Annotated in this window: 15 protein-coding genes; 10 read left to right on the top strand and 5 right to left on the bottom strand. The window is 70.8% G+C overall.

Annotated features, from left to right (window positions below; translation table 11 throughout):
* Positions 1–49 precede the first annotated feature (49 nt).
* On the top strand, positions 50–2,509 hold the full coding sequence (locus ACZ6ZP_RS15470; RefSeq protein WP_469407064.1) for a tetratricopeptide repeat protein: 2,460 nt from the start codon (positions 50–52) through the stop codon (positions 2,507–2,509).
* Between the two features lie 37 nt (positions 2,510–2,546).
* Here ACZ6ZP_RS15470 and ACZ6ZP_RS15465 read toward each other — a convergent pair whose 3' ends face one another.
* Entirely contained in the window at positions 2,547–4,763 is a 2,217-nt protein-coding gene (locus tag ACZ6ZP_RS15465) for an MMPL family transporter (protein ID WP_469407063.1), read from the bottom strand.
* Positions 4,764–5,013: 250 nt separating this feature from the next.
* Here ACZ6ZP_RS15465 and ACZ6ZP_RS15460 point away from each other — a divergent pair, with 250 nt between their 5' ends.
* Positions 5,014–6,216: a sensor histidine kinase gene (locus ACZ6ZP_RS15460; protein WP_469407062.1), complete on the top strand. Its 1,203-nt coding sequence runs from the start codon at positions 5,014–5,016 to the stop codon at positions 6,214–6,216.
* Here ACZ6ZP_RS15460 and ACZ6ZP_RS15455 read toward each other — a convergent pair.
* Positions 6,191–6,871, bottom strand: a complete 681-nt coding sequence (locus ACZ6ZP_RS15455) for a response regulator transcription factor (RefSeq protein ID WP_351156271.1) — start codon at positions 6,869–6,871, stop codon at positions 6,191–6,193. The two genes, ACZ6ZP_RS15460 and ACZ6ZP_RS15455, sit on opposite strands and share 26 nt — an antisense overlap.
* A 183-nt stretch (positions 6,872–7,054) precedes the next feature.
* Here ACZ6ZP_RS15455 and ACZ6ZP_RS15450 point away from each other — a divergent pair, with 183 nt between their 5' ends.
* A complete protein-coding gene (locus tag ACZ6ZP_RS15450; protein ID WP_351156273.1) occupies positions 7,055–7,495 on the top strand; it encodes a hypothetical protein in 441 nt (146 codons plus the stop codon).
* Positions 7,496–7,509: 14 nt separating this feature from the next.
* On the opposite strand, the gene ACZ6ZP_RS15445 is transcribed toward ACZ6ZP_RS15450, so the two are convergent.
* Positions 7,510–7,932, bottom strand: coding sequence for a secondary thiamine-phosphate synthase enzyme YjbQ (locus ACZ6ZP_RS15445; RefSeq protein WP_351156276.1), 423 nt, complete (start codon positions 7,930–7,932; stop codon positions 7,510–7,512).
* A 101-nt stretch (positions 7,933–8,033) separates the two neighbouring features.
* Between ACZ6ZP_RS15445 and ACZ6ZP_RS15440 the strand changes: the two genes are divergently transcribed.
* The 6 genes from ACZ6ZP_RS15440 (at position 8,034) to ACZ6ZP_RS15415 (ending at position 13,465) form a co-directional block, all read left to right on the top strand.
* Complete coding sequence (locus ACZ6ZP_RS15440) at positions 8,034–8,117, top strand: putative leader peptide (protein WP_349817350.1); 84 nt, start codon at positions 8,034–8,036, stop codon at positions 8,115–8,117.
* A 119-nt stretch (positions 8,118–8,236) separates the two neighbouring features.
* Positions 8,237–9,160 carry an ABC transporter permease gene (locus tag ACZ6ZP_RS15435; RefSeq protein ID WP_361464855.1) on the top strand — a complete coding sequence of 308 codons (924 nt, stop codon included), beginning with the start codon at positions 8,237–8,239 and terminating at the stop codon, positions 9,158–9,160.
* Positions 9,133–9,960 carry an ABC transporter ATP-binding protein gene (locus ACZ6ZP_RS15430; protein WP_469407060.1) on the top strand — a complete coding sequence of 276 codons (828 nt, stop codon included), beginning with the start codon at positions 9,133–9,135 and terminating at the stop codon, positions 9,958–9,960. The genes ACZ6ZP_RS15435 and ACZ6ZP_RS15430 overlap by 28 nt, the downstream gene beginning before the upstream one ends.
* 68 nt (positions 9,961–10,028) lie before the next feature.
* On the top strand, positions 10,029–11,072 hold the full coding sequence (locus tag ACZ6ZP_RS15425; protein WP_469407058.1) for an ABC transporter substrate-binding protein: 1,044 nt from the start codon (positions 10,029–10,031) through the stop codon (positions 11,070–11,072).
* Positions 11,073–11,074: 2 nt separating this feature from the next.
* Positions 11,075–12,283, top strand: coding sequence for an LLM class flavin-dependent oxidoreductase (locus tag ACZ6ZP_RS15420; RefSeq protein ID WP_469407056.1), 1,209 nt, complete (start codon positions 11,075–11,077; stop codon positions 12,281–12,283).
* Between the two features lie 60 nt (positions 12,284–12,343).
* Positions 12,344–13,465 carry an NAD(P)-binding domain-containing protein gene (locus tag ACZ6ZP_RS15415; RefSeq protein WP_469407271.1) on the top strand — a complete coding sequence of 374 codons (1,122 nt, stop codon included), beginning with the start codon at positions 12,344–12,346 and terminating at the stop codon, positions 13,463–13,465.
* 24 nt (positions 13,466–13,489) lie between these two features.
* Here ACZ6ZP_RS15415 and mltG read toward each other — a convergent pair whose 3' ends face one another.
* Positions 13,490–14,365, bottom strand: a complete 876-nt coding sequence (mltG, locus tag ACZ6ZP_RS15410; protein ID WP_469407269.1) for an endolytic transglycosylase MltG — start codon at positions 14,363–14,365, stop codon at positions 13,490–13,492.
* 46 nt (positions 14,366–14,411) lie between these two features.
* Complete coding sequence (locus tag ACZ6ZP_RS15405) at positions 14,412–16,229, bottom strand: ABC transporter ATP-binding protein (protein WP_361464864.1); 1,818 nt, start codon at positions 16,227–16,229, stop codon at positions 14,412–14,414.
* A 135-nt stretch (positions 16,230–16,364) separates the two neighbouring features.
* Here ACZ6ZP_RS15405 and ACZ6ZP_RS15400 point away from each other — a divergent pair, with 135 nt between their 5' ends.
* Complete coding sequence (locus tag ACZ6ZP_RS15400) at positions 16,365–16,808, top strand: MarR family winged helix-turn-helix transcriptional regulator (protein WP_351156289.1); 444 nt, start codon at positions 16,365–16,367, stop codon at positions 16,806–16,808.
* Positions 16,809–16,839: the final 31 nt, after the last annotated feature.

The raw sequence follows: 16,839 nt of genomic DNA, 5'->3' as shown, positions 1-16,839 counted from the left end.
GACGCGGCCCGGTAGGTTTCTGCCGCAACGGGACACCGGGGGGAACCTGATGGATGAACTGCACGGGACAGCCGCGAAGTCGGACCCGCAGAACGAGTTGGCGGCCCGGCTGCGCCTGCTCCAGGAGCTGTCCGGGCTCGGCGTACGGGCCCTGGCGCGGGACGCCGGACTCAGCTCCTCGTCCCTGTCGCGCTACCTCGGCGGTCAGACCGTGCCGCCCTGGCCCGCGGTGATCGCGCTCTGCCGCCTCGTCAAGCGCGACCCCCGTCCGCTGCGCCCCTTGTGGGAACGGTCCTCCAGCCCGCTGCCCGCGCCCCCGAAGTCCAGCCGCCAGGGCAGACCGAAGCCCCGCAACGACCTGCCGCGCGACGTGCCCGACTTCACGGGGCGCGAGGCCGAACTCGCCGCCGTGCTGGCCGCGGTGGAGAGCCACCGGGTGGTCGCCGTCGACGGCATGGCCGGTGTCGGCAAGACCTGTCTGGCGATGCACGCCGCGCACCGACTCGCCGCCGACTACCCGGACGCCCAGCTCTATGTGGACCTGCACGGGTTCACCGAGGGCAGGGAGCCGCTCGACCCCGACTCGGCGCTGCGGATGCTGCTCGGCGCGCTCGACGTCCCCTCCGAGAAGGTCCCTCGGGAGGGCGTGGAGCAGCTGGCGGCCTGCTGGCGCTCGGAGCTGGCGAGCCGGCGGGTCGTGGTGGTCATCGACAACGCCGCCGATGCCGACCAGGTCCGCCCGCTGCTGCCCGGCGCCGGTCCGTCCGTCGCCCTGGTCACCAGCCGCAACCGGCTGCTCGGCCTGGACGAGGTGCCCCCGGTCTCGCTCGACGTGTTGAGCCCGCAGGAGAGCGCGGAGCTGCTTGCCCGAGCGAGCGGCGATCCGAGCGGTCCCGAGGGACGCCTGGCCCGCGACCCGGATTCCGCCGCCGAGGTGCTGCGGCTCTGCGGCCATCTGCCGCTCGCCCTGCGCCTTGCCGCGGCCCGGCTGCGGCACCGGCCGGGCTGGACGGTGGGCATCCTCGTCGAGCGGCTGGCCGAGGGGGCGAGCGAGTTCGACACCGCGTTCGCCATGTCCGTACGGCAGTTGGACCGGTCCCAGGCCCGCCTGTTCCGCATGCTGGGCCTGCTGCCGGGCGGCTCCTTCGACGCGTACCTGGCGGCGGCGCTGGCGGACGTGCCGCTGCGCGATGCGCGGGCGATGCTGGAGGATCTGGTCGACGCGCACCTCGTGCAGGAGTCGACAGCGGGCCGCTACCGCCTGCACGACCTGGTGCACCAGCACGCGCGCCGGGCCGGGACGGAGCTGGACGCACCGGCCGAGCGGCAACGTGCGCTGGGCCGCTTCCTCGACTACTACGTGCACGCGGCGGCCGCGGCCGATGCCGCGATGCCGTTCCTCTCCCCCGGCCGCCCGGCTTCAGCGGGCCGGCCCCCGACGGCCCTCCCCCACTTCACGGACAAGAACGCGGCGTTCGCCTGGCTCGTCTCGGAGTACGAGAACCTGGTGGCCGCCTTCGAGACGGCGGACGCCGTGGGGGCGGACGCGCACGTGTGCGAGCTGCCGCGCTTCCTCCGGGCGTACTTCGCGCGACGCTGCGGCACGACCCATCTCAACGTGCTCTTCGAACGGTCACTGGCCGCCGCCGAGCGTCTGGGCGACCCGCTGCAACTGGCCGACGCTTACAGCGACTTGGGCTTCGCGCGCTACAACGCGGGACGGATGGCGGAGGCGGAAGCCGCGTACGAGGCGGCACAGACGCGGCTGTCCCAGGCGGGCGACTTCGGCTCGGAAGCCGAACTGGCCCTGCGTCGCGGCTATCTGAAGTGGGACGAGGGGTACGTCGAGGAGCCGCTCGAACTCTTCAGGCTGGCAGGCAAGTTGTACGAGCAGGCCGACAGTCCGACGGGCACAGCCAGTGCGGCCGCGTCGGAGGCCTGGGCAATGCTGCAGCTGGGCCACCGCGAGGAGGCGGCGCAGCGGGCCCGCGAGGTGCTTGCCGTCCCCCACGCCGACCCCGCGTGGCCGCCCGCGCTGACGGCACGGATCACCCTCGGCGTGGCCGTGGCCGACGACGAGCCCGAAGCGGCGGCGGAACATCTGAACCGGGCGCTGGCGCTGTCCCGCGAGGACGGGCATCTGAACAACGAGGCATGGTGCCTGAACTGCCTGGGTGTCGCGCTGCGCCGCATGGGCCGCCACGAAGAGGCGCTGACCAGCCACCGCCAGGCGTTCGCGCTCCTGGAGGAGTTGTTCGAGGACCACTGGAAGATCCGCTTCCTCAACAGCTACGCCGAAACCTGCCGTCTGGCCGGCCTCCCCGACGAGGCCCTGCGCCTGCACCGCCAGGCCCTGGACCTGGCCCCACAGCTGGGCTACCGGCACGAGGAAGCACTGGCCCACGAGGGAGTCGCGATCCTGCTCGCCGAAAAGGACCCGTCCGCTGCCGCCGAGCACCGCGTGGCGGGCCAGGCGATCCTGCGGGACTTCCAACCCGGGGTTCGCTAATACAGTCCAAGACGGCTCGTGCGGGCGCATCGGAGACTCAACGGGTCGGCGCGGTGTCGGCTTCCCTGTGGGCGGGTTCGCGGACCGCGGGGACCGTGCTGTCGAGGTTCTCTCCTTCGACGTCGACATGCGGCAGGCGTCGATCGAGCCAGCCGGGCAGCGCCCAGGCCCGCCGGCCGAGCAGGGCCAGGACGGCGGGCACGATGGTCATGCGGACCACGAACGCGTCGAAGACGACCCCGATGGCCAGACCGAAGCCGAGCGACTTGATCATGGCGTCGTCGCCGCCGATGAACCCGGCGAAGACGCCCGTCATGATCAGCGCGGCCGCGATGACGACCTTGCCGCTGTGCCGGAAGCCCTCGGTGATCGCCTGGCGCGGATCGGCTCCGTGGACGTACGCCTCCCTGATCCGGGTGACCAGGAAGACCTGATAGTCCATGGCGAGGCCGAAGACGATGCCGACCAGAAGGATCGGCATGAGGCTCATGATCGGGCCAGGGGTCTCCAGGCCGAACAGGTCCTTGAGCCAGCCCCACTGGAAGACCGCGACCACCGCGCCGAGCGAGGCCAGGACGGACAGCAGGAAGCCGAGCGCCGCCTTGAGCGGCACCAGGATCGAGCGGAAGACGAGGATCAGGACCAGGAAGGCCAGGCCGACGACGAGCGCCAGGTAGGGGATGATCGCGTCGGCGAACTTCGCGGCGACGTCGATGTTCATCGCCGTGGTGCCGGTGACCATGGCCTGTGCGCCGGTGTCGGTCTGCACCCCCTTGGCCTGGTCGCGGATGGTGTGGACGAGGTCTTTGGTCGCCTCGCTCGCGGGCGAGCTCTTGGGGACGAGCGTGACCATCGCGGTGTCACCGGCCGGGTTGTACGTGGCCGGGGCGACGGTGGCGACATCCTTCACGTCCTTCACGCTGTCGTCGAGTTGGCCGACGGCGCTCTTCGTGACCGCCGGATCGCTGCCGCTGACGACGAGCGTCAGCGGGCCGTTGAAGCCGGGACCGAACGACTCGGCGAGCATGTCGTAGGCCTTGCGCTCCGTGGTGGAGGCGGGCTTGGTGCTGTCGTCGGGCAGACCCAGTTCGAGCCGGGTCGCGGGCAGCGCGATCACACCGAGGCCGAGAACCGCGCAGAGCAGGACCTTCCAGGGGCGGCGCAGGACGAAGGCCGCCCAGCGCTCCGCCAGCGGCGGCTTGGTGCCGGTGTCCTTCGAACCGGCGGACTTCCTGCGGGAGGGGCGGCCGAGCACGCGCTCGGGGGCGAAGGCGAGCAGGGCCGGGACCAGCGTGACGGCGACCAGGACGGCGACGACGACGGCACCTGCGGCGGCCATGCCCATGGCCGTGAGGATGGGCAGGTTCACCACGGCCAGGCCGACCAGGGCGATGACGACGGTCAGACCGGCGAAGACCACCGCGGAGCCCGCGGTGCCGTTCGCCCGGGCGGCCGCCTCGCGGGCGTCGTGGCCCAGGGCCCGCTCGGATCGATAGCGGGAGACGATGAACAGGGAGTAGTCGATGCCCACCGCGATGCCCAGCATGGTCGCGAGGGACGAGGTGCTGCTGTTGAGATCGAGGGCCGAGGTGAGCGCGGTGATGGCGCTCATGGTGATGCCGACACCAAGCAGGGCGGTCAGCAGCGGCATGCCGGCCGCGATGAACGAGCCGAAGGTGACGATCAGGATCAACGCGCCGAGCACGAACCCGATCGCTTCGGAGGAACTGCTCGCCTCGGCGGGTGCCAGCGCGCTGCCGGACGCCTCCACGGTCAGGCCCTGGCCGCGTGCCGCGGCAAGGGCGTCGTCGAGGTGGCTGTGGTCTGCGTCCGTCAGTTCGACGGGCTTGGTCTTGTACGTGACCTGGGCGTAGCCGGTGGTGCCGTCGGCGCTGATGGTCCTGGCCCTGAACGGGTCGGCGACCGAGGCGACTCGCGGCGAAGAGCCCCGCACGTCCTTGAGCAGTGAGGAGACTTCGGCTCGCGGCTCAGCGGCGGCCAGCTTCTGCCCGTCGGGTGCCCGGACCACGACGCGGACGCTCGCCCCGTCGGCGTTGGCCGCGGGGTACTTCTCACCGAGCACGTCGTACGCCTTCTGTGCCTCGATGCCGGGCAGGGTGATGTTCGAGTTGCCGCTGCCGCTGCTGCCCGCCGCCGCGGTGCCCGCGACGCCGAGTACGACCGCCCAGAACAACAGGATCAGCCAGCGACGCTTGAACGCGCCGCGCCCGAGCCGGTGCAGAAAAGTAGCCATGTGAACAACAGTCTCCGTACGTCAGGAGCGAGACGAGGATGGGAAGCGGTCGGGGCCCTGGGCTGCCGCCCGGCGGAACCGTCGTCGACGGGCCGGGCGGGGCACAGGCGCCGGGGGAACGCCCGTGCCCTCGAACCATGCTGGGCCGGCCCGCGGGGGCCCGGCGTCAGCCCTGGGTACGGAGTGCGGCGTTCCGTGTCGGTCATCCGGCCGACACCACATGAGCCATCCGGCTCCCTAGGCTGGTGGCGTGGACTGGAAACCTCCGTTCTTGCCCGGCGTCCGCCGCGTCGTCTCCACCGCCGCGGTGATGTCCCTGGCCCTGCTGTGGGCGGCCGACATCCTGGTGCTCCTGTTCGTGACCGAGCCGCCGATCGCACCCACCAGTTGGCTGCCGGTGTTCGTCACCGGCCCCTTGGCCGCGCTCGCACTGCCCGGCCTCCACCACCCGCTGCCTTTCCCGGCGCGGGCGGTGGGGGCGGCCGCCATCTCCCTCACGCTCAGCTGCGTGTGCCTGTTCGTGCCGGTGAGCGGGACGGACTTCGGGTATCTGGAGATGTTCGCGCTGCTGTTCCTGATCATCCAGACGCTCGCCCAGGTCCCCGGCACCCGCGCCATGGCGTGGACGGTCGCCGCCCTGGCCGCCGGCATGCTGATGCAGACGCTGCGCACGCGGACCCTGGACGGCTTCGTCGGGGGCAGCTACATGGTGACGATCCTGCTCTCGCTCGGCATCGCCATGGGGTGCGTCGTCCGCGCTTCCGAGGCCCGTCGGCAGCGTGCCGTGAGGGATGTGCGGCACGCAGAGCGGCTGGCTCTGGCTCGGGATCTGCACGACCTGATCGCCCACCACATGACGGGCATCATCGTGCAGGCCAACGCGGCCAGGACCGTCCACGCGACGGCGCCCGAGAGGGTCGAGCCGGCTCTGGAGGCGATCGCCCGGTCCGGCACGGAGACCTTGGAGTCGATGCGGCGGCTGGTGCGGGTGCTGCGCGAGGACGACCATCAGGCGCTGCGGCCCGGCGATCTCCTCGCCGAACTCGGGGATTTCGTCGGTGAGTTCTCCCGGCGCCGCCCCGACGCTCCGGCGGCCCGGCTGGAGGCGAGCGCCGCGGTCCGCACGAGCCGGTTCAGCCCGGAGGTCGAGGCGACCGTGTTGCGGGTGGTCCGGGAGGCCCTCACCAATGTGCTGCGGCACGCCCCGAGCGAGCGGGTGACCGTGCGTCTGGACGCCGATCCGGGGTGGTTACGGGTGGCGGTGACCAACAGCGCGGGTCAGCGCCAGGCGGACCATCCGGCGGGCGGGCGCAGCGGCTTCGGCCTGATCGGTCTTCGCGAACGCGTCGAGGCGCTCGACGGCACGTTCCGGGCCGGGGCCACGAGCTCAGGTCAGTGGGAGGTGGTGGCCGGACTGCCGCGCCCTCTCACGACGGCTGTTCCCGCGAGGTGACCACACCGTTCTCCCATGCCCAGGCAGCGATCTCCACGCGGTTGCGGGCCTCGACCTTGGCCTGGATCCGGGCCAGGTATGTCTTCACCGACGACAGCGACAGGAACAGTTCCTCGGCGATCTCCTGGTTGGTGCGTCCCACGGCCACCAGCCGAGAGATCTCCGTCTCCCGGCTGCTCAGCCCGGCGGCCGCCTGCTGCTCCTCACCGCCGGCTCTGTGCCGCAGGCCGCGCAGCAGCCGCACGGTGACCGCGGGCGAGACCAGCGCGTCGCCGCGAGAGGCCGCCCGTACCGCCTCCACGAGCAGCGCGGGCGGAGCGTCCTTGAGCAGAAAGCCGCAGGCGCCGTAGCGCAGAGCGTCGCGTACGTAGTCGTCCTGGTCGAAGGTGGTGATCACCACGACGTTCATCGCGGATGCGCCGGGCGACCCGCCCGCCAGGGTGCGGGTGACCTCCAGGCCGTCCATGCGCGGCATGCGGATGTCGACCAACACCACCGCGGGGCACAGCCGTCGGGCCAGCTCCACGCACTCGACACCGTCTCGGGCGACACCCACGACCCGGATACCCGGCTGGGCGTCGAGGATCATCTCGAAGCCGGTTCGGACCAACTCCTGATCGTCGGCGATCACCACATCGATCGGCTCGTCAGGCACAGCCCGTCCCTTCCGTCTCCGGCAAGATTCGCCCCGCACGCGACCGTCAAGGTACCTGATCTCGTCTTCACGTGCCGGGTGACCGGAAGGACGGCACGCGGCAGGGCAGCCGACGTATGCGCAGGTCAGAACTTGCCGGGCCCTGGTGCGCGGGGTGGCGGCCGGGCAGGCTAGTTTGCTCGGATGAGTCTCCTTGATGATGTGGCCGAGCGTGACGGCTGGCGATGCTGGGTGTGTGACGAGGCGGTCGACCCCGACGAGTCGGTGAACGACCCGCGAGGGCCCAGCGTCGACAGCCGGACCGCCGACCGGAAAGCCAAGGTCGCCGAGCGGCTCGCGCACCGCGGGTGCAACACCCGCAAGGGCGCGGTCAAGGTGGTCATCGCCTGGCCGGACCGCCTGTACGTGGTCGAACCCGCGCCACTGATCACCGTGGCCGGGAGGCTGGAGCGCAAGGGGGGCCGCGAGATGGTGGGCCGTTGTCCGACCAGGCAGGACGCCCAGGAGGCGGCGGATTGGCTGGTGGACCGGTTCTCACGACTGGTACCGGGGCTGCCGGTGACCGCCGACATCGAGCCGGGCGGCGGCCAGTTCCTCATCACCCTGTCCACCGGCCGCCGCTGACCCGGGATCACCGGTCAGCCCAGGAAACTCAACCGCACCTGGCGGTCGGGATTGTCGCGGTTCGTGTCCACCAGGCACACCGACTGCCAGGTCCCCAGCTCCAGTTGCCCCCTCACCACCGGCAGCGTCGCGTGCGGAGGCACCAGGGCCGGCAGGACGTGGTCGCGGCCGTGGCCGGGGCTGCCGTGGCGGTGCTGCCAGCGGTCGTCGGCCGGGAGCAGGGTGTGCAGCGCGGCCAGCAGGTCGTTGTCGCTGCCCGCGCCCGTCTCCAGGATCGCGATGCCCGCGGTGGCGTGCGGGACGAAGACGTTGAGCAGGCCGTCCCGGCCTGCCGCCGCCTCGCGCAGGAAGCTCTGGCAGTCGTCGGTGAGGTCGAAGACCTTCTCGGACGAGCCGGTGGTGACGTTCAGGACACGTGTGGTGAAAGCATCGGACATGGGTCCATCCTCCCTCACGTCACTCCCATTCACTGATACGTGGCGTCCGCCTTTCGAGACGCCATTGACCGTACGTGGACGATCTGGCTACGTTCAGCGGCATGTTGCGTTCAGCTCTGCTCACCACGCGCGGTCACATCGACCTGCTGCGGGTGGCTTCTGCTGCGTGTCGCCGCGGCTGCTGACGTTCTCTCAGCCCGCTTTTCACTCTTCGCACTTCTCTGCCCTGCTGCCTTCGCGCGGTTGATTTCGCCGTCCCGCGCGTAGCCGCTTCGGGCATCCCTCCCTCCTGCCGTGGAGCCCCATGAGCATTAGCCATGCCCCGCCGGATTCCGTATCCGACATTTCGGGTATATCCAAGTCCGATGATCCCGCCCAGGACGTCGGCAACGCCGATGGCGCCCAAGGCGCCCGGTCGGCGCAGCCCGATCTCGTCCCCATCGTTCCTTCCTCCACCCGCCGCACCCGCATCCCCCGCTGGCTGCGCCGCACCTCCGGCCCCCTCGCGCTCCTCGCCCTGTGGCAACTCCTCAGCTCCACAGGGGTGTTGACCAAAGACATCCTCGCCTCGCCGGGCACCATCGCCGGTGTCGCCCGCGATCTCCTCAGCGACGGTTCGCTGACCTCCGCCATGGGGGTCTCCCTCCAGCGCGTCGCGGTGGGGCTGCTGCTCGGCACCGTCGTCGGGACGGCGCTCGCGCTCGTCTCGGGCCTCTTCCGCGTCGGCGAGGATCTCGTCGACGCCAGCGTGCAGATGCTGCGGACCGTGCCCTTCGTCGGGCTCATCCCGCTGTTCATCATCTGGTTCGGCATCGGTGAGGCGCCCAAGGTCGCCATCATCACGCTGGGCGTCTCGTTCCCGCTCTATCTGAACGTGTACGCGGGCATCCGCGGGGTCGACTCGCAGCTCATCGAGGCCGGGGAGTCCCTCGGACTCTCTCGGTGGGGGCTTGTGCGCCACGTCATCCTGCCGGGCGCGCTGCCGGGTGCGATGACCGGTCTGCGGTACTCCCTCGGCATCGCCTGGCTCGCCCTCGTCTTCGCCGAGCAGATCAACGCGGACTCCGGCATCGGTTTCCTGATGGTCCAGGCGCGTGACTTCCTGCGGACCGACGTGATCGTCGTCTGCCTGATCGTCTACGCCTTCCTCGGCCTCATCGCCGACTTCATCGTCCGCACCCTCGAAAGGCTGCTGCTGCAATGGCGACCGACGTTCACCGGCCGGTGACCCCCGCCGACCCCACGGCCAACACCCCTGCCAGGAAGGCCACTTCGGCCGTACGCGTCGAAGGGCTGACCCGCTCCTTCGACGGGCGTGCCGTCATCGACCGGCTCGATCTCGACGTGCGGCCCGGGGAGTTCGTGGCGCTGCTCGGGCGCAGCGGCTGCGGCAAGTCGACCCTTCTTCGCATCCTCGCCGGGCTCGACCGGGACATCGAGGGGACGGTCCTCGTGCCGCGCCGCAAGGCCGTCGCGTTCCAGGCACCGCGGCTCATGCCCTGGAAGCGCGTGTGGCGGAACGTACTGCTCGGGCTGAAGGGAAAGCCCGAACGGAGCGTCGCCGAGCGGGCGTTGGAGGAGGTCGGGCTGAAGCACCGTACGAACGCCTGGCCCAAGACGCTCTCCGGTGGCGAGGCCCAGCGCGCCTCGCTGGCCCGGGCCCTGGTGCGCGAGCCCGATCTGCTGCTGCTCGACGAGCCGTTCGGCGCGCTCGACGCACTCACCCGCATCAAGGCCCAGCGGCTCGTCGACGAGCTGTGGCAGCGGCGCGGTTGCGCCGTCCTGCTCGTGACGCACGACGTCGAGGAGGCCGTGCTCCTCGCCGACCGGGTGCTCGTCATGGACGACGGGGTCATCGCGTACGAAACCGAGATCGACCTGGACCGGCCGCGCGGCATCTCCGATCCGCGCTTCGCCGAGCTGCGTGCCGAGCTGCTGCAGCGACTGGGCGTCGACGCGCCCCACTCTGCGGAAGCCGAAGCCGAGACCAAGACCCAGGTCCAGACCCAAGCCTCCGCCGCGGCCTGAACCACCCGCCTGAACCACCCGCAGTCCCCCTCCCCGTGCACAGCACGAACACACCGAACGGACTCACCATGCGACGACATCTCGCCGCCCCCGCCCTGCTTCTCCCCCTGGCCCTGCTGCTCACCGCCTGCTCCGGCGCGTCCTCCGCAAGCACCTCGTCCGCCGGCGCCGGCGGCGGAACCGACGGCAAAGGCCAACTCACCCTCAACGTCGGTGACCAGAAGGGCGGTTCGGAGGCCGTGCTGCGTGCGGCCGGGGAGCTCGACGACCTGAAGTACAAGATCCGCTGGTCCACCTTCACCTCCGGGCCGCCCCTTCTGGAGGCCGTCAACGCCAAGGCCGTGGACATCGGCGCCGTCGGCAACACGCCGCCCGTCTTCGCCGCCGGGGCGAACTCGAAGATCTCCGTGGTGGCCGCCACCCATGGCACCGCGTCGGGCGAGGCGATCCTCGTCCCGAACGACTCGCCGCTGAAGAAGCCCCGGGACCTCAAGGGCAAGTCCGTCGCCGTGGCGCAGGGTTCGTCGGCGCACTACCAGCTGATCGCGTCCCTGAAGGAGGCGGGACTCGACTTCAAGGACGTCAAGGTCAAGTATCTGCAGCCGGCCGACGCGCTGGCCGCGTTCACCAGCGGGAAGGTGGACGCCTGGTCGGTCTGGGACCCGTACACCTCGCAGGTTCTCGTGGGCAAGCAGGGCCGCGTCCTGGCCGACGGCGACGGCCTGGTGAACGGCCTCAACTTCCAGGTGGCGGCGCCCGGCGCACTCAAGGACAAGAAGAAGTCCGCGGCCATCGACGACTACCTCAGGCGGCTGCGCAAGGCCCAGGCCTGGGTCTACGACCACCCGGAGACGTGGGCGAAGGTCTGGGCGAAGGACACCGGGCTGCCCTACGAGGTCGCGCTCGCGGCGGTCAAGCGCAGCAACGGCACGCGGGTGCCGGTGGCCGTGGACAAGAACGTGATCACCTCCGAGCAGGAGATCGCGGACACCTTCACCGACCAGAAGCTCATTCCGCGCCGCATCGACTTCGGTGACTTCGTCGACACCCGCTTCAACGGCAGCCTGCCGCCCTCGACCAGCAAGCCGCGCACGTACGACAAGGAGTCCTGACGATGACCGTCCACCTCAACTGGTTCCTGCCGACCGGCGGCGACGGCCGTACCCTCGTCGACCGGCACGCCTACACCGACGGCGGCGTCAAACGCTCCCGCGTCACCCCCGTCAGCGGAGTGCGGGCCCCCGACATCGACTATCTGATCCAGATCGCCAAAGCGGCCGAGCAGGTGGGCTTCGAGGCGGTGCTGACCCCGACCGGCACCTGGTGCGAGGACGCCTGGCTGACGACGGTCGCGCTGGCCCAGCACACGGAGCGGCTCAAGTTCCTGGTCGCGTTCCGTCCCGGCGTCATCTCCCCCGTGCTCGCCGCGCAGATGGCGTCCACGTATCAGCGCATCACGCGCGGGCGGCTGCTCCTGAACGTCGTCACGGGCGGCGACTCGACCGAGCAGCGGCGCTTCGGCGACCACCTGGACCACGATCGCCGATATGCCCGTACGGACGAGTTCCTGTCCGTCGTACGGGGCGTGTGGGGCGGCAAGCCCTTCGACTTCCACGGCGAGCACTACGACGTGGAGGGCGGTCTGACCGCGCTGCCGCCGGACCCGCTGCCGGAGGTCTTCTTCGGCGGTTCGTCGGCGGCGGCCGGGCCGGTGGCCGCCCGGCACGCGGACGTGTATCTGACGTGGGGTGAGCCGCCGGAGCAGGTCAAGCAGAAGATCGACTGGATTCGCGGGCTCGCCGAGGAGCAGGGCCGCACGGTCCGCTTCGGCATCCGGCTGCACACCATCTCGCGCGACTCCGCCGCCGAGGCGTGGGCCACCGCCAACCGGCTGCTCGACGACCTCGATCCGGACACCATCGCCGCCGCCCAGCAGGCGCTCGGCCGCAGCGAGTCCGTCGGCCAGCAGCGGATGCTGGCGCTGCACGGCGGTTCCCGGGACGACCTGGAGATCTCGCCGAACCTGTGGGCGGGCGTCGGTCTCGTGCGGGGCGGCGCGGGCACCGCGCTCGTCGGCAGCCACGCGGACGTCGCCGACCGGATCGAGGAGTATCACGCGCTCGGCGTCGAGCACTTCGTCCTTTCGGGCTATCCGCATCTGGAGGAGGCGTACTGGTTCGGCGAGGGCGTGATCCCGGATCTGGCGGCGCGCGGGCTGCTGCCGCGGATTCCGGCATCCCAGCTGTCCGGGGTGCCCGCGGCGAACGGGCGTCCGGCCTCCGCGCCGGGCGGCGCGCCGCTCCTGGTGGCGGGCGGGCGCTGACCCGCGCCCGCGTCCGGGAAGATCCCGGGCCCCGATGGAGTTAGTAGAAACGTGAACGACATCGGGGCACGGGACGCGGCCGCACACGAAGCGGCAGACGCGGCACAGGCGGCACAACAGGTGGACGCGGTCGTCATCGGCGCGGGGCAGGCGGGCCTGTCCAGCGCCCATCACCTGCGCAGGGTCGGCTTCGAGCCGGACCGGGACTTCGTCGTCCTGGACCATTCGCCCCGGCCCGGCGGCGCCTGGCAGTTCCGCTGGCCCTCGCTCACCTACGGCAAAGTGCACGGCATGCACTCCCTGCCCGGCATGGAGCTGGCCGGCGCCGACCCATCGCGGCCCTCGTCGGAGGTCATCCGGGAGTACTTCGAGGAGTACGAGCAGCGCTTCGACCTGCGGGTGCACCGCCCCGTCGACGTACGCCGTGTGCGCGAGGGCGAGGGCGGGCGGCTGCTGGTCGAGACGTCGGCCGGGACCTGGGCGACCCGCACCCTGATCAACGCCACGGGCACGTGGGACCGGCCGTTCTGGCCGCGCTACCCGGGGCAGGACACCTTCCGTGGGCGGCAGTTGCACACGGCCGTCTATCCGGGGCCCGAGGCCTTCAAGGGGCAGCGGGTGATCGTCGTGGGCGGCGGGGCTTCGGGCACCCAGCATCTGATGGAGATCGCTCCCTACGCCGCCGAGACCACCTGGGTCACCCGGCGGGAGCCCGTCTTCCGCGAGGGGCCGTTCGACGAGAACTGGGGCCGCTCGGCCGTGGCCATGGTCGAGGAGCGGGTGCGCCAGGGACTCGCGCCGCAGAGCGTGGTGTCCGTGACCGGGCTTCCGGTCAACGACGCCATCCGGCAGGCGCGGGCCGACGGGGTGCTCGACCGGCTCCCGATGTTCGACCGCATCACGCCGAGCGGTGTGGAGTGGGACGACGGGCGGCGCGTCGATGCCGACGTCATTCTCTGGGCCACCGGCTTCCGGGCGGCGATCGAGCACCTGGCGCCGCTGCGGCTGCGTGAGGCGGGCGGCGGCATCCGACTCGAGGGCACCCGGGCCGTCGCCGACCCCCGCATCCACCTGGTGGGGTACGGCCCATCGGCCAGCACGATCGGCGCGAACCGTGCGGGGCGGGCGGCGGTGCGGGACATCCAGCGGCTCCTGAAGGAGGGAGTGCCGGTCACGGTGTGACCGGCGCCCTTACCCGGCGGACTGCTAGGCGTCCTGCTTCTTCTCGCCCTCGCTCTCGCCCTTGTCCTCGTCCTTGTTCTTGTTCTTGCTCTGGTTCTTGTTGAACTCCGCCACGTTCTTCTGCTGCTCCTCGAAGCTCGACGTGAAGCGGGTGTCCCCCGGCTTCACCGTCACGAAGTACAGCCAGTCGCCCTGCGCCGGACTGGTCGCCGCGCGCATCGCCTCGTCGCCGGGATTTCCGATCGGGGTGGGGGGCAGACCCATGCGCGTGTAGGTGTTGTACGGGCTGTTGATCTTTGTGTCGCGGTCGCGGGTGTTCAGCGTCGAGCGGTTCAGGGCGTAGTTGATCGTGGAGTCCATCTGTAGCGGCATGCCCTGGTCGAGGCGGTTGTAGATGACGCGGGCCACCTTGCCCATGTCCGCCTTGGAGCCCGCCTCGGCCTCGATCATGCTGGCGATGGTGACGGTCTGGTAGACGTTCACCGCGTTGCGGTCGGCGCCCGCCGTGACCTGGCCGCCGCTGAATTTCTTGGTGGCCGTGTTCACCATGTACGAGAGCACGGACGCGGGAGTCGACTGGTTGCTGATGGGATAGGTCGCCGGGAAGAGGTAGCCCTCCGGGTTTCCGCCCGCGTCTCTGGGGAGTCTGAGGGCGGCCTGGGGAATGGCTTTCTTCGTGGTGCCGTCCGGCACGCCGAGGGCCTTGTCGACGGCCCCGTACACCTGGCCCGAGCGCCAGCCCTCCGGGATGGTCAGGGACTCGGGGCGTGCGTCGTCGTCCGGGAGCAGCAGCGGCACCGCAACGGCGGTGACCGCCGCGACGGCTCCGGTCGCGATCAGGGCGATCCGGCCCCGACGCGTCAGTCGAATCGTGCCCCGGCGCGGAGTCTTGGTCTGCAGCATGCGGGCACGGTATCCCGCAAATGCCGACATTCCGTGCATATCTTCATGTTGCTGGCTCCAGTTGGGCGTCTCTCCGAACCAGGGCGGCGTAACGGCCGTCCCTCTCCAGGAGCTCCTCGTGGGTGCCGCGCTCGACGGTCCGGCCCGCGTCCAGGACCACGATCTGATCGGCGCCGCGGACCGTGGAGAGCCGGTGGGCGATCGTGAGCGTCGTCCGGTCGGCGGACAGGGCGTCGATGGCGTCCTGCACGGCGTGCTCGGTGTGGGTGTCCAGGGCGCTGGTCGCCTCGTCCAGGATGAGCACGGGCGGATCGCGCAGGATCGTGCGGGCGATGGCCAGACGCTGCTTCTCGCCTCCGGAGAAGCGGTGGCCGCGCTCGCCGACCACCGTGTCGTACCCGTCGGGCAGCGACGCGATGTGGTCGTGGATCTGAGCGGCGCCCGCGGCCGCGATCAGCTCCTCGTCCGTGGCGTCGGGCTTGGCGAAGCGCAGGTTCTCGGCGACCGAGGCGTGGAACAGATACGTCTCCTGGGAGACAACGCCGATCGCGCGGGCCAGCGTGTCGAAGTCCAGGTCGCGCACGTCGACGCCGTCGAGCGTCACGCGGCCGCCCGTCACGTCGTACAGCCGCGGCACCAGATAGCTGAGGGTCGACTTTCCCGAGCCGGTGGGGCCGACGACGGCCAGGCTGCCGCCGGCGGGGACGGTGATGTCGATGCCGTCGAGGATCGGGCGGCTCCGGCCGTCGTCTCCGTCGTAGCGGAACTCGACGTCCTCGAAGCGGACTTCGCCCTTGATCTTGTCCAGGCGCACCGGGTGCTCGGGTTCGGTGATGTCGATGGGCAGGTCCAGATACTCGAAGATGCGCTGGAAGAGCGCGAGCGAGGTCTGGATCTGCACACCGGTGGTGAGCAGGCTCACGGTGGGCCGGAACAGGCCCTGCTGGAGCGAGACGAAGGCGACGAGCGTGCCGATCGAGACCGTGGGGCCGCCTGTCTGGAAGGCGAGGCCCGCGGTCCAGTAGATGACGGCGGGCATGGCGGCCATGACGATCGAGATGACGGCCATGCGCCAGCGCCCGGCCATGTTCGACCGGACCTCGAGGTCGACGAGGCGCTCGGACTCGTCGGCGAAGGACTTGGTGAGCGAGTCGGCGCGGCCCATCGTGCGGCCGAGCAGGATGCCGCTGACGGAGAGCGACTCGGTGACCGTCGCGGCCATCGCGGCCATCTGCTTCTGGCGCTGCGTGGCGATCTTCTTGCGCTCGCGGCCGACGCGGCGGCTGATCCACACGAAGACGGGCAGCAGGAGCAGCGAGACGACCGTGAGCCGCCAGTCCAGGGCGAGCATCGCGACGATGGTGGCGATCACGCTGGTGAGGTTCGAGACCAGGGAGGTGGCGGTGGAGGTGACCGTCGCCTGCATGCCGCCGATGTCGCTGGCGATGCGGGACTGGACCTCACCGGTGCGGGTCCTGGTGAAGAAGGCGAGCGACATGCTCTGCAGGCGGCCGTAGACCGCGGTGCGCAGGTCGTGCATGACGCGCTGCCCGACCGTCGTACTGATCAGGGTCTGCAGGACGCCGAAGATGCTGGTGACGACCGCGCTGAGGATCATCCCGAGGGCGAGCAGGCTCAGCAGGCCCGTCCGTCCCTGCGGAATGGCGGTGTCGAGGATTTCCTTCAGCAGGAAAGGGGTGGCGACCGAGACCAGGGACGCGGCGGCCACCAGCAGGCCGACGATCGCGAGGCGGGCGCGGTAGGGGCGGAAGAGGCGCAGGATGCGGCGGATCTGCCGCGGCTGTTCCTCTTGGCCGGGGGCCAGGGGCTGCGGTGTCCACTTGGGTTCGTCGGGACGCATGGGCTCCTACGGGAGGTGTGACGGCCGCCGGCGCGGGCCGGCGATGACGGTCGACATTCAGCCGACGATGACTGATGGAGCATAGCTCACTGTTACCTATACTCACAATGCACAAGGTCCTGATAATGTTCCCGCATGAACACCCCGGACGCCGACGGCCTGCTCGCCGAACAGCTGCTGCGGCTGACCCGCAGGCTGCACCGCATCCAGAAGCGTTATCTGGTGCCGATCGGCATCACCCCGGCCCAGTCGCGCCTGCTGCGCACCCTCGTGCACTACGAGACCCCGCCCCGCATGGCCGACCTCGCCCAGCGCCTCGAAGTCGTGCCGCGCGCCGTGACGAGCCTGGTCGACGGCCTGGAGGCCAGTGATCTCGTGCGTCGCGTCCCCGATCCCACCAACCGCCGGGTGATCCGCATCGAGCTCACGGACGCGGGGCGCAAGTCACTCAGGGAGCTGCGCAGCGCGCGCCGGGCCGCCGCGGAGGACATCCTGGCTCCACTGGACGCCGACCAGCGCGAGCAGCTGGGCGGCCTGCTGAACGCGCTGTTCGACGTGCCGGACGTCCGCCGCTGCTGACTTTGGCCGACCGTCCGGCACCGCCCGACCG

This window comes from Streptomyces sp. NPDC054047, from assembly GCF_055585065.1.
The sequence above is the reverse complement of the archived record's forward strand: the minus strand, read 5'-3'. Positions and strand labels throughout refer to the sequence as shown.

What these genes read in the sequence shown, in the direction of transcription:
- ACZ6ZP_RS15470 (WP_469407064.1), top strand. Translation starts at nt 50, where the DNA reads ATGGATGAACTGCACGGGACAGCCGCGAAGTCGGACCCGCAGAACGAG.
- ACZ6ZP_RS15465 (WP_469407063.1), bottom strand. Translation starts at nt 4,763, where the DNA reads ATGGCTACTTTTCTGCACCGGCTCGGGCGCGGCGCGTTCAAGCGTCGC.
- ACZ6ZP_RS15450 (WP_351156273.1), top strand. Translation starts at nt 7,055, where the DNA reads ATGAGTCTCCTTGATGATGTGGCCGAGCGTGACGGCTGGCGATGCTGG.
- ACZ6ZP_RS15445 (WP_351156276.1), bottom strand. Translation starts at nt 7,932, where the DNA reads ATGTCCGATGCTTTCACCACACGTGTCCTGAACGTCACCACCGGCTCG.
- ACZ6ZP_RS15440 (WP_349817350.1), top strand. Translation starts at nt 8,034, where the DNA reads ATGTTGCGTTCAGCTCTGCTCACCACGCGCGGTCACATCGACCTGCTG.
- ACZ6ZP_RS15435 (WP_361464855.1), top strand. Translation starts at nt 8,237, where the DNA reads ATGAGCATTAGCCATGCCCCGCCGGATTCCGTATCCGACATTTCGGGT.
- ACZ6ZP_RS15430 (WP_469407060.1), top strand. Translation starts at nt 9,133, where the DNA reads ATGGCGACCGACGTTCACCGGCCGGTGACCCCCGCCGACCCCACGGCC.
- ACZ6ZP_RS15425 (WP_469407058.1), top strand. Translation starts at nt 10,029, where the DNA reads ATGCGACGACATCTCGCCGCCCCCGCCCTGCTTCTCCCCCTGGCCCTG.
- ACZ6ZP_RS15420 (WP_469407056.1), top strand. Translation starts at nt 11,075, where the DNA reads ATGACCGTCCACCTCAACTGGTTCCTGCCGACCGGCGGCGACGGCCGT.
- ACZ6ZP_RS15405 (WP_361464864.1), bottom strand. Translation starts at nt 16,229, where the DNA reads ATGCGTCCCGACGAACCCAAGTGGACACCGCAGCCCCTGGCCCCCGGC.
- ACZ6ZP_RS15400 (WP_351156289.1), top strand. Translation starts at nt 16,365, where the DNA reads ATGAACACCCCGGACGCCGACGGCCTGCTCGCCGAACAGCTGCTGCGG.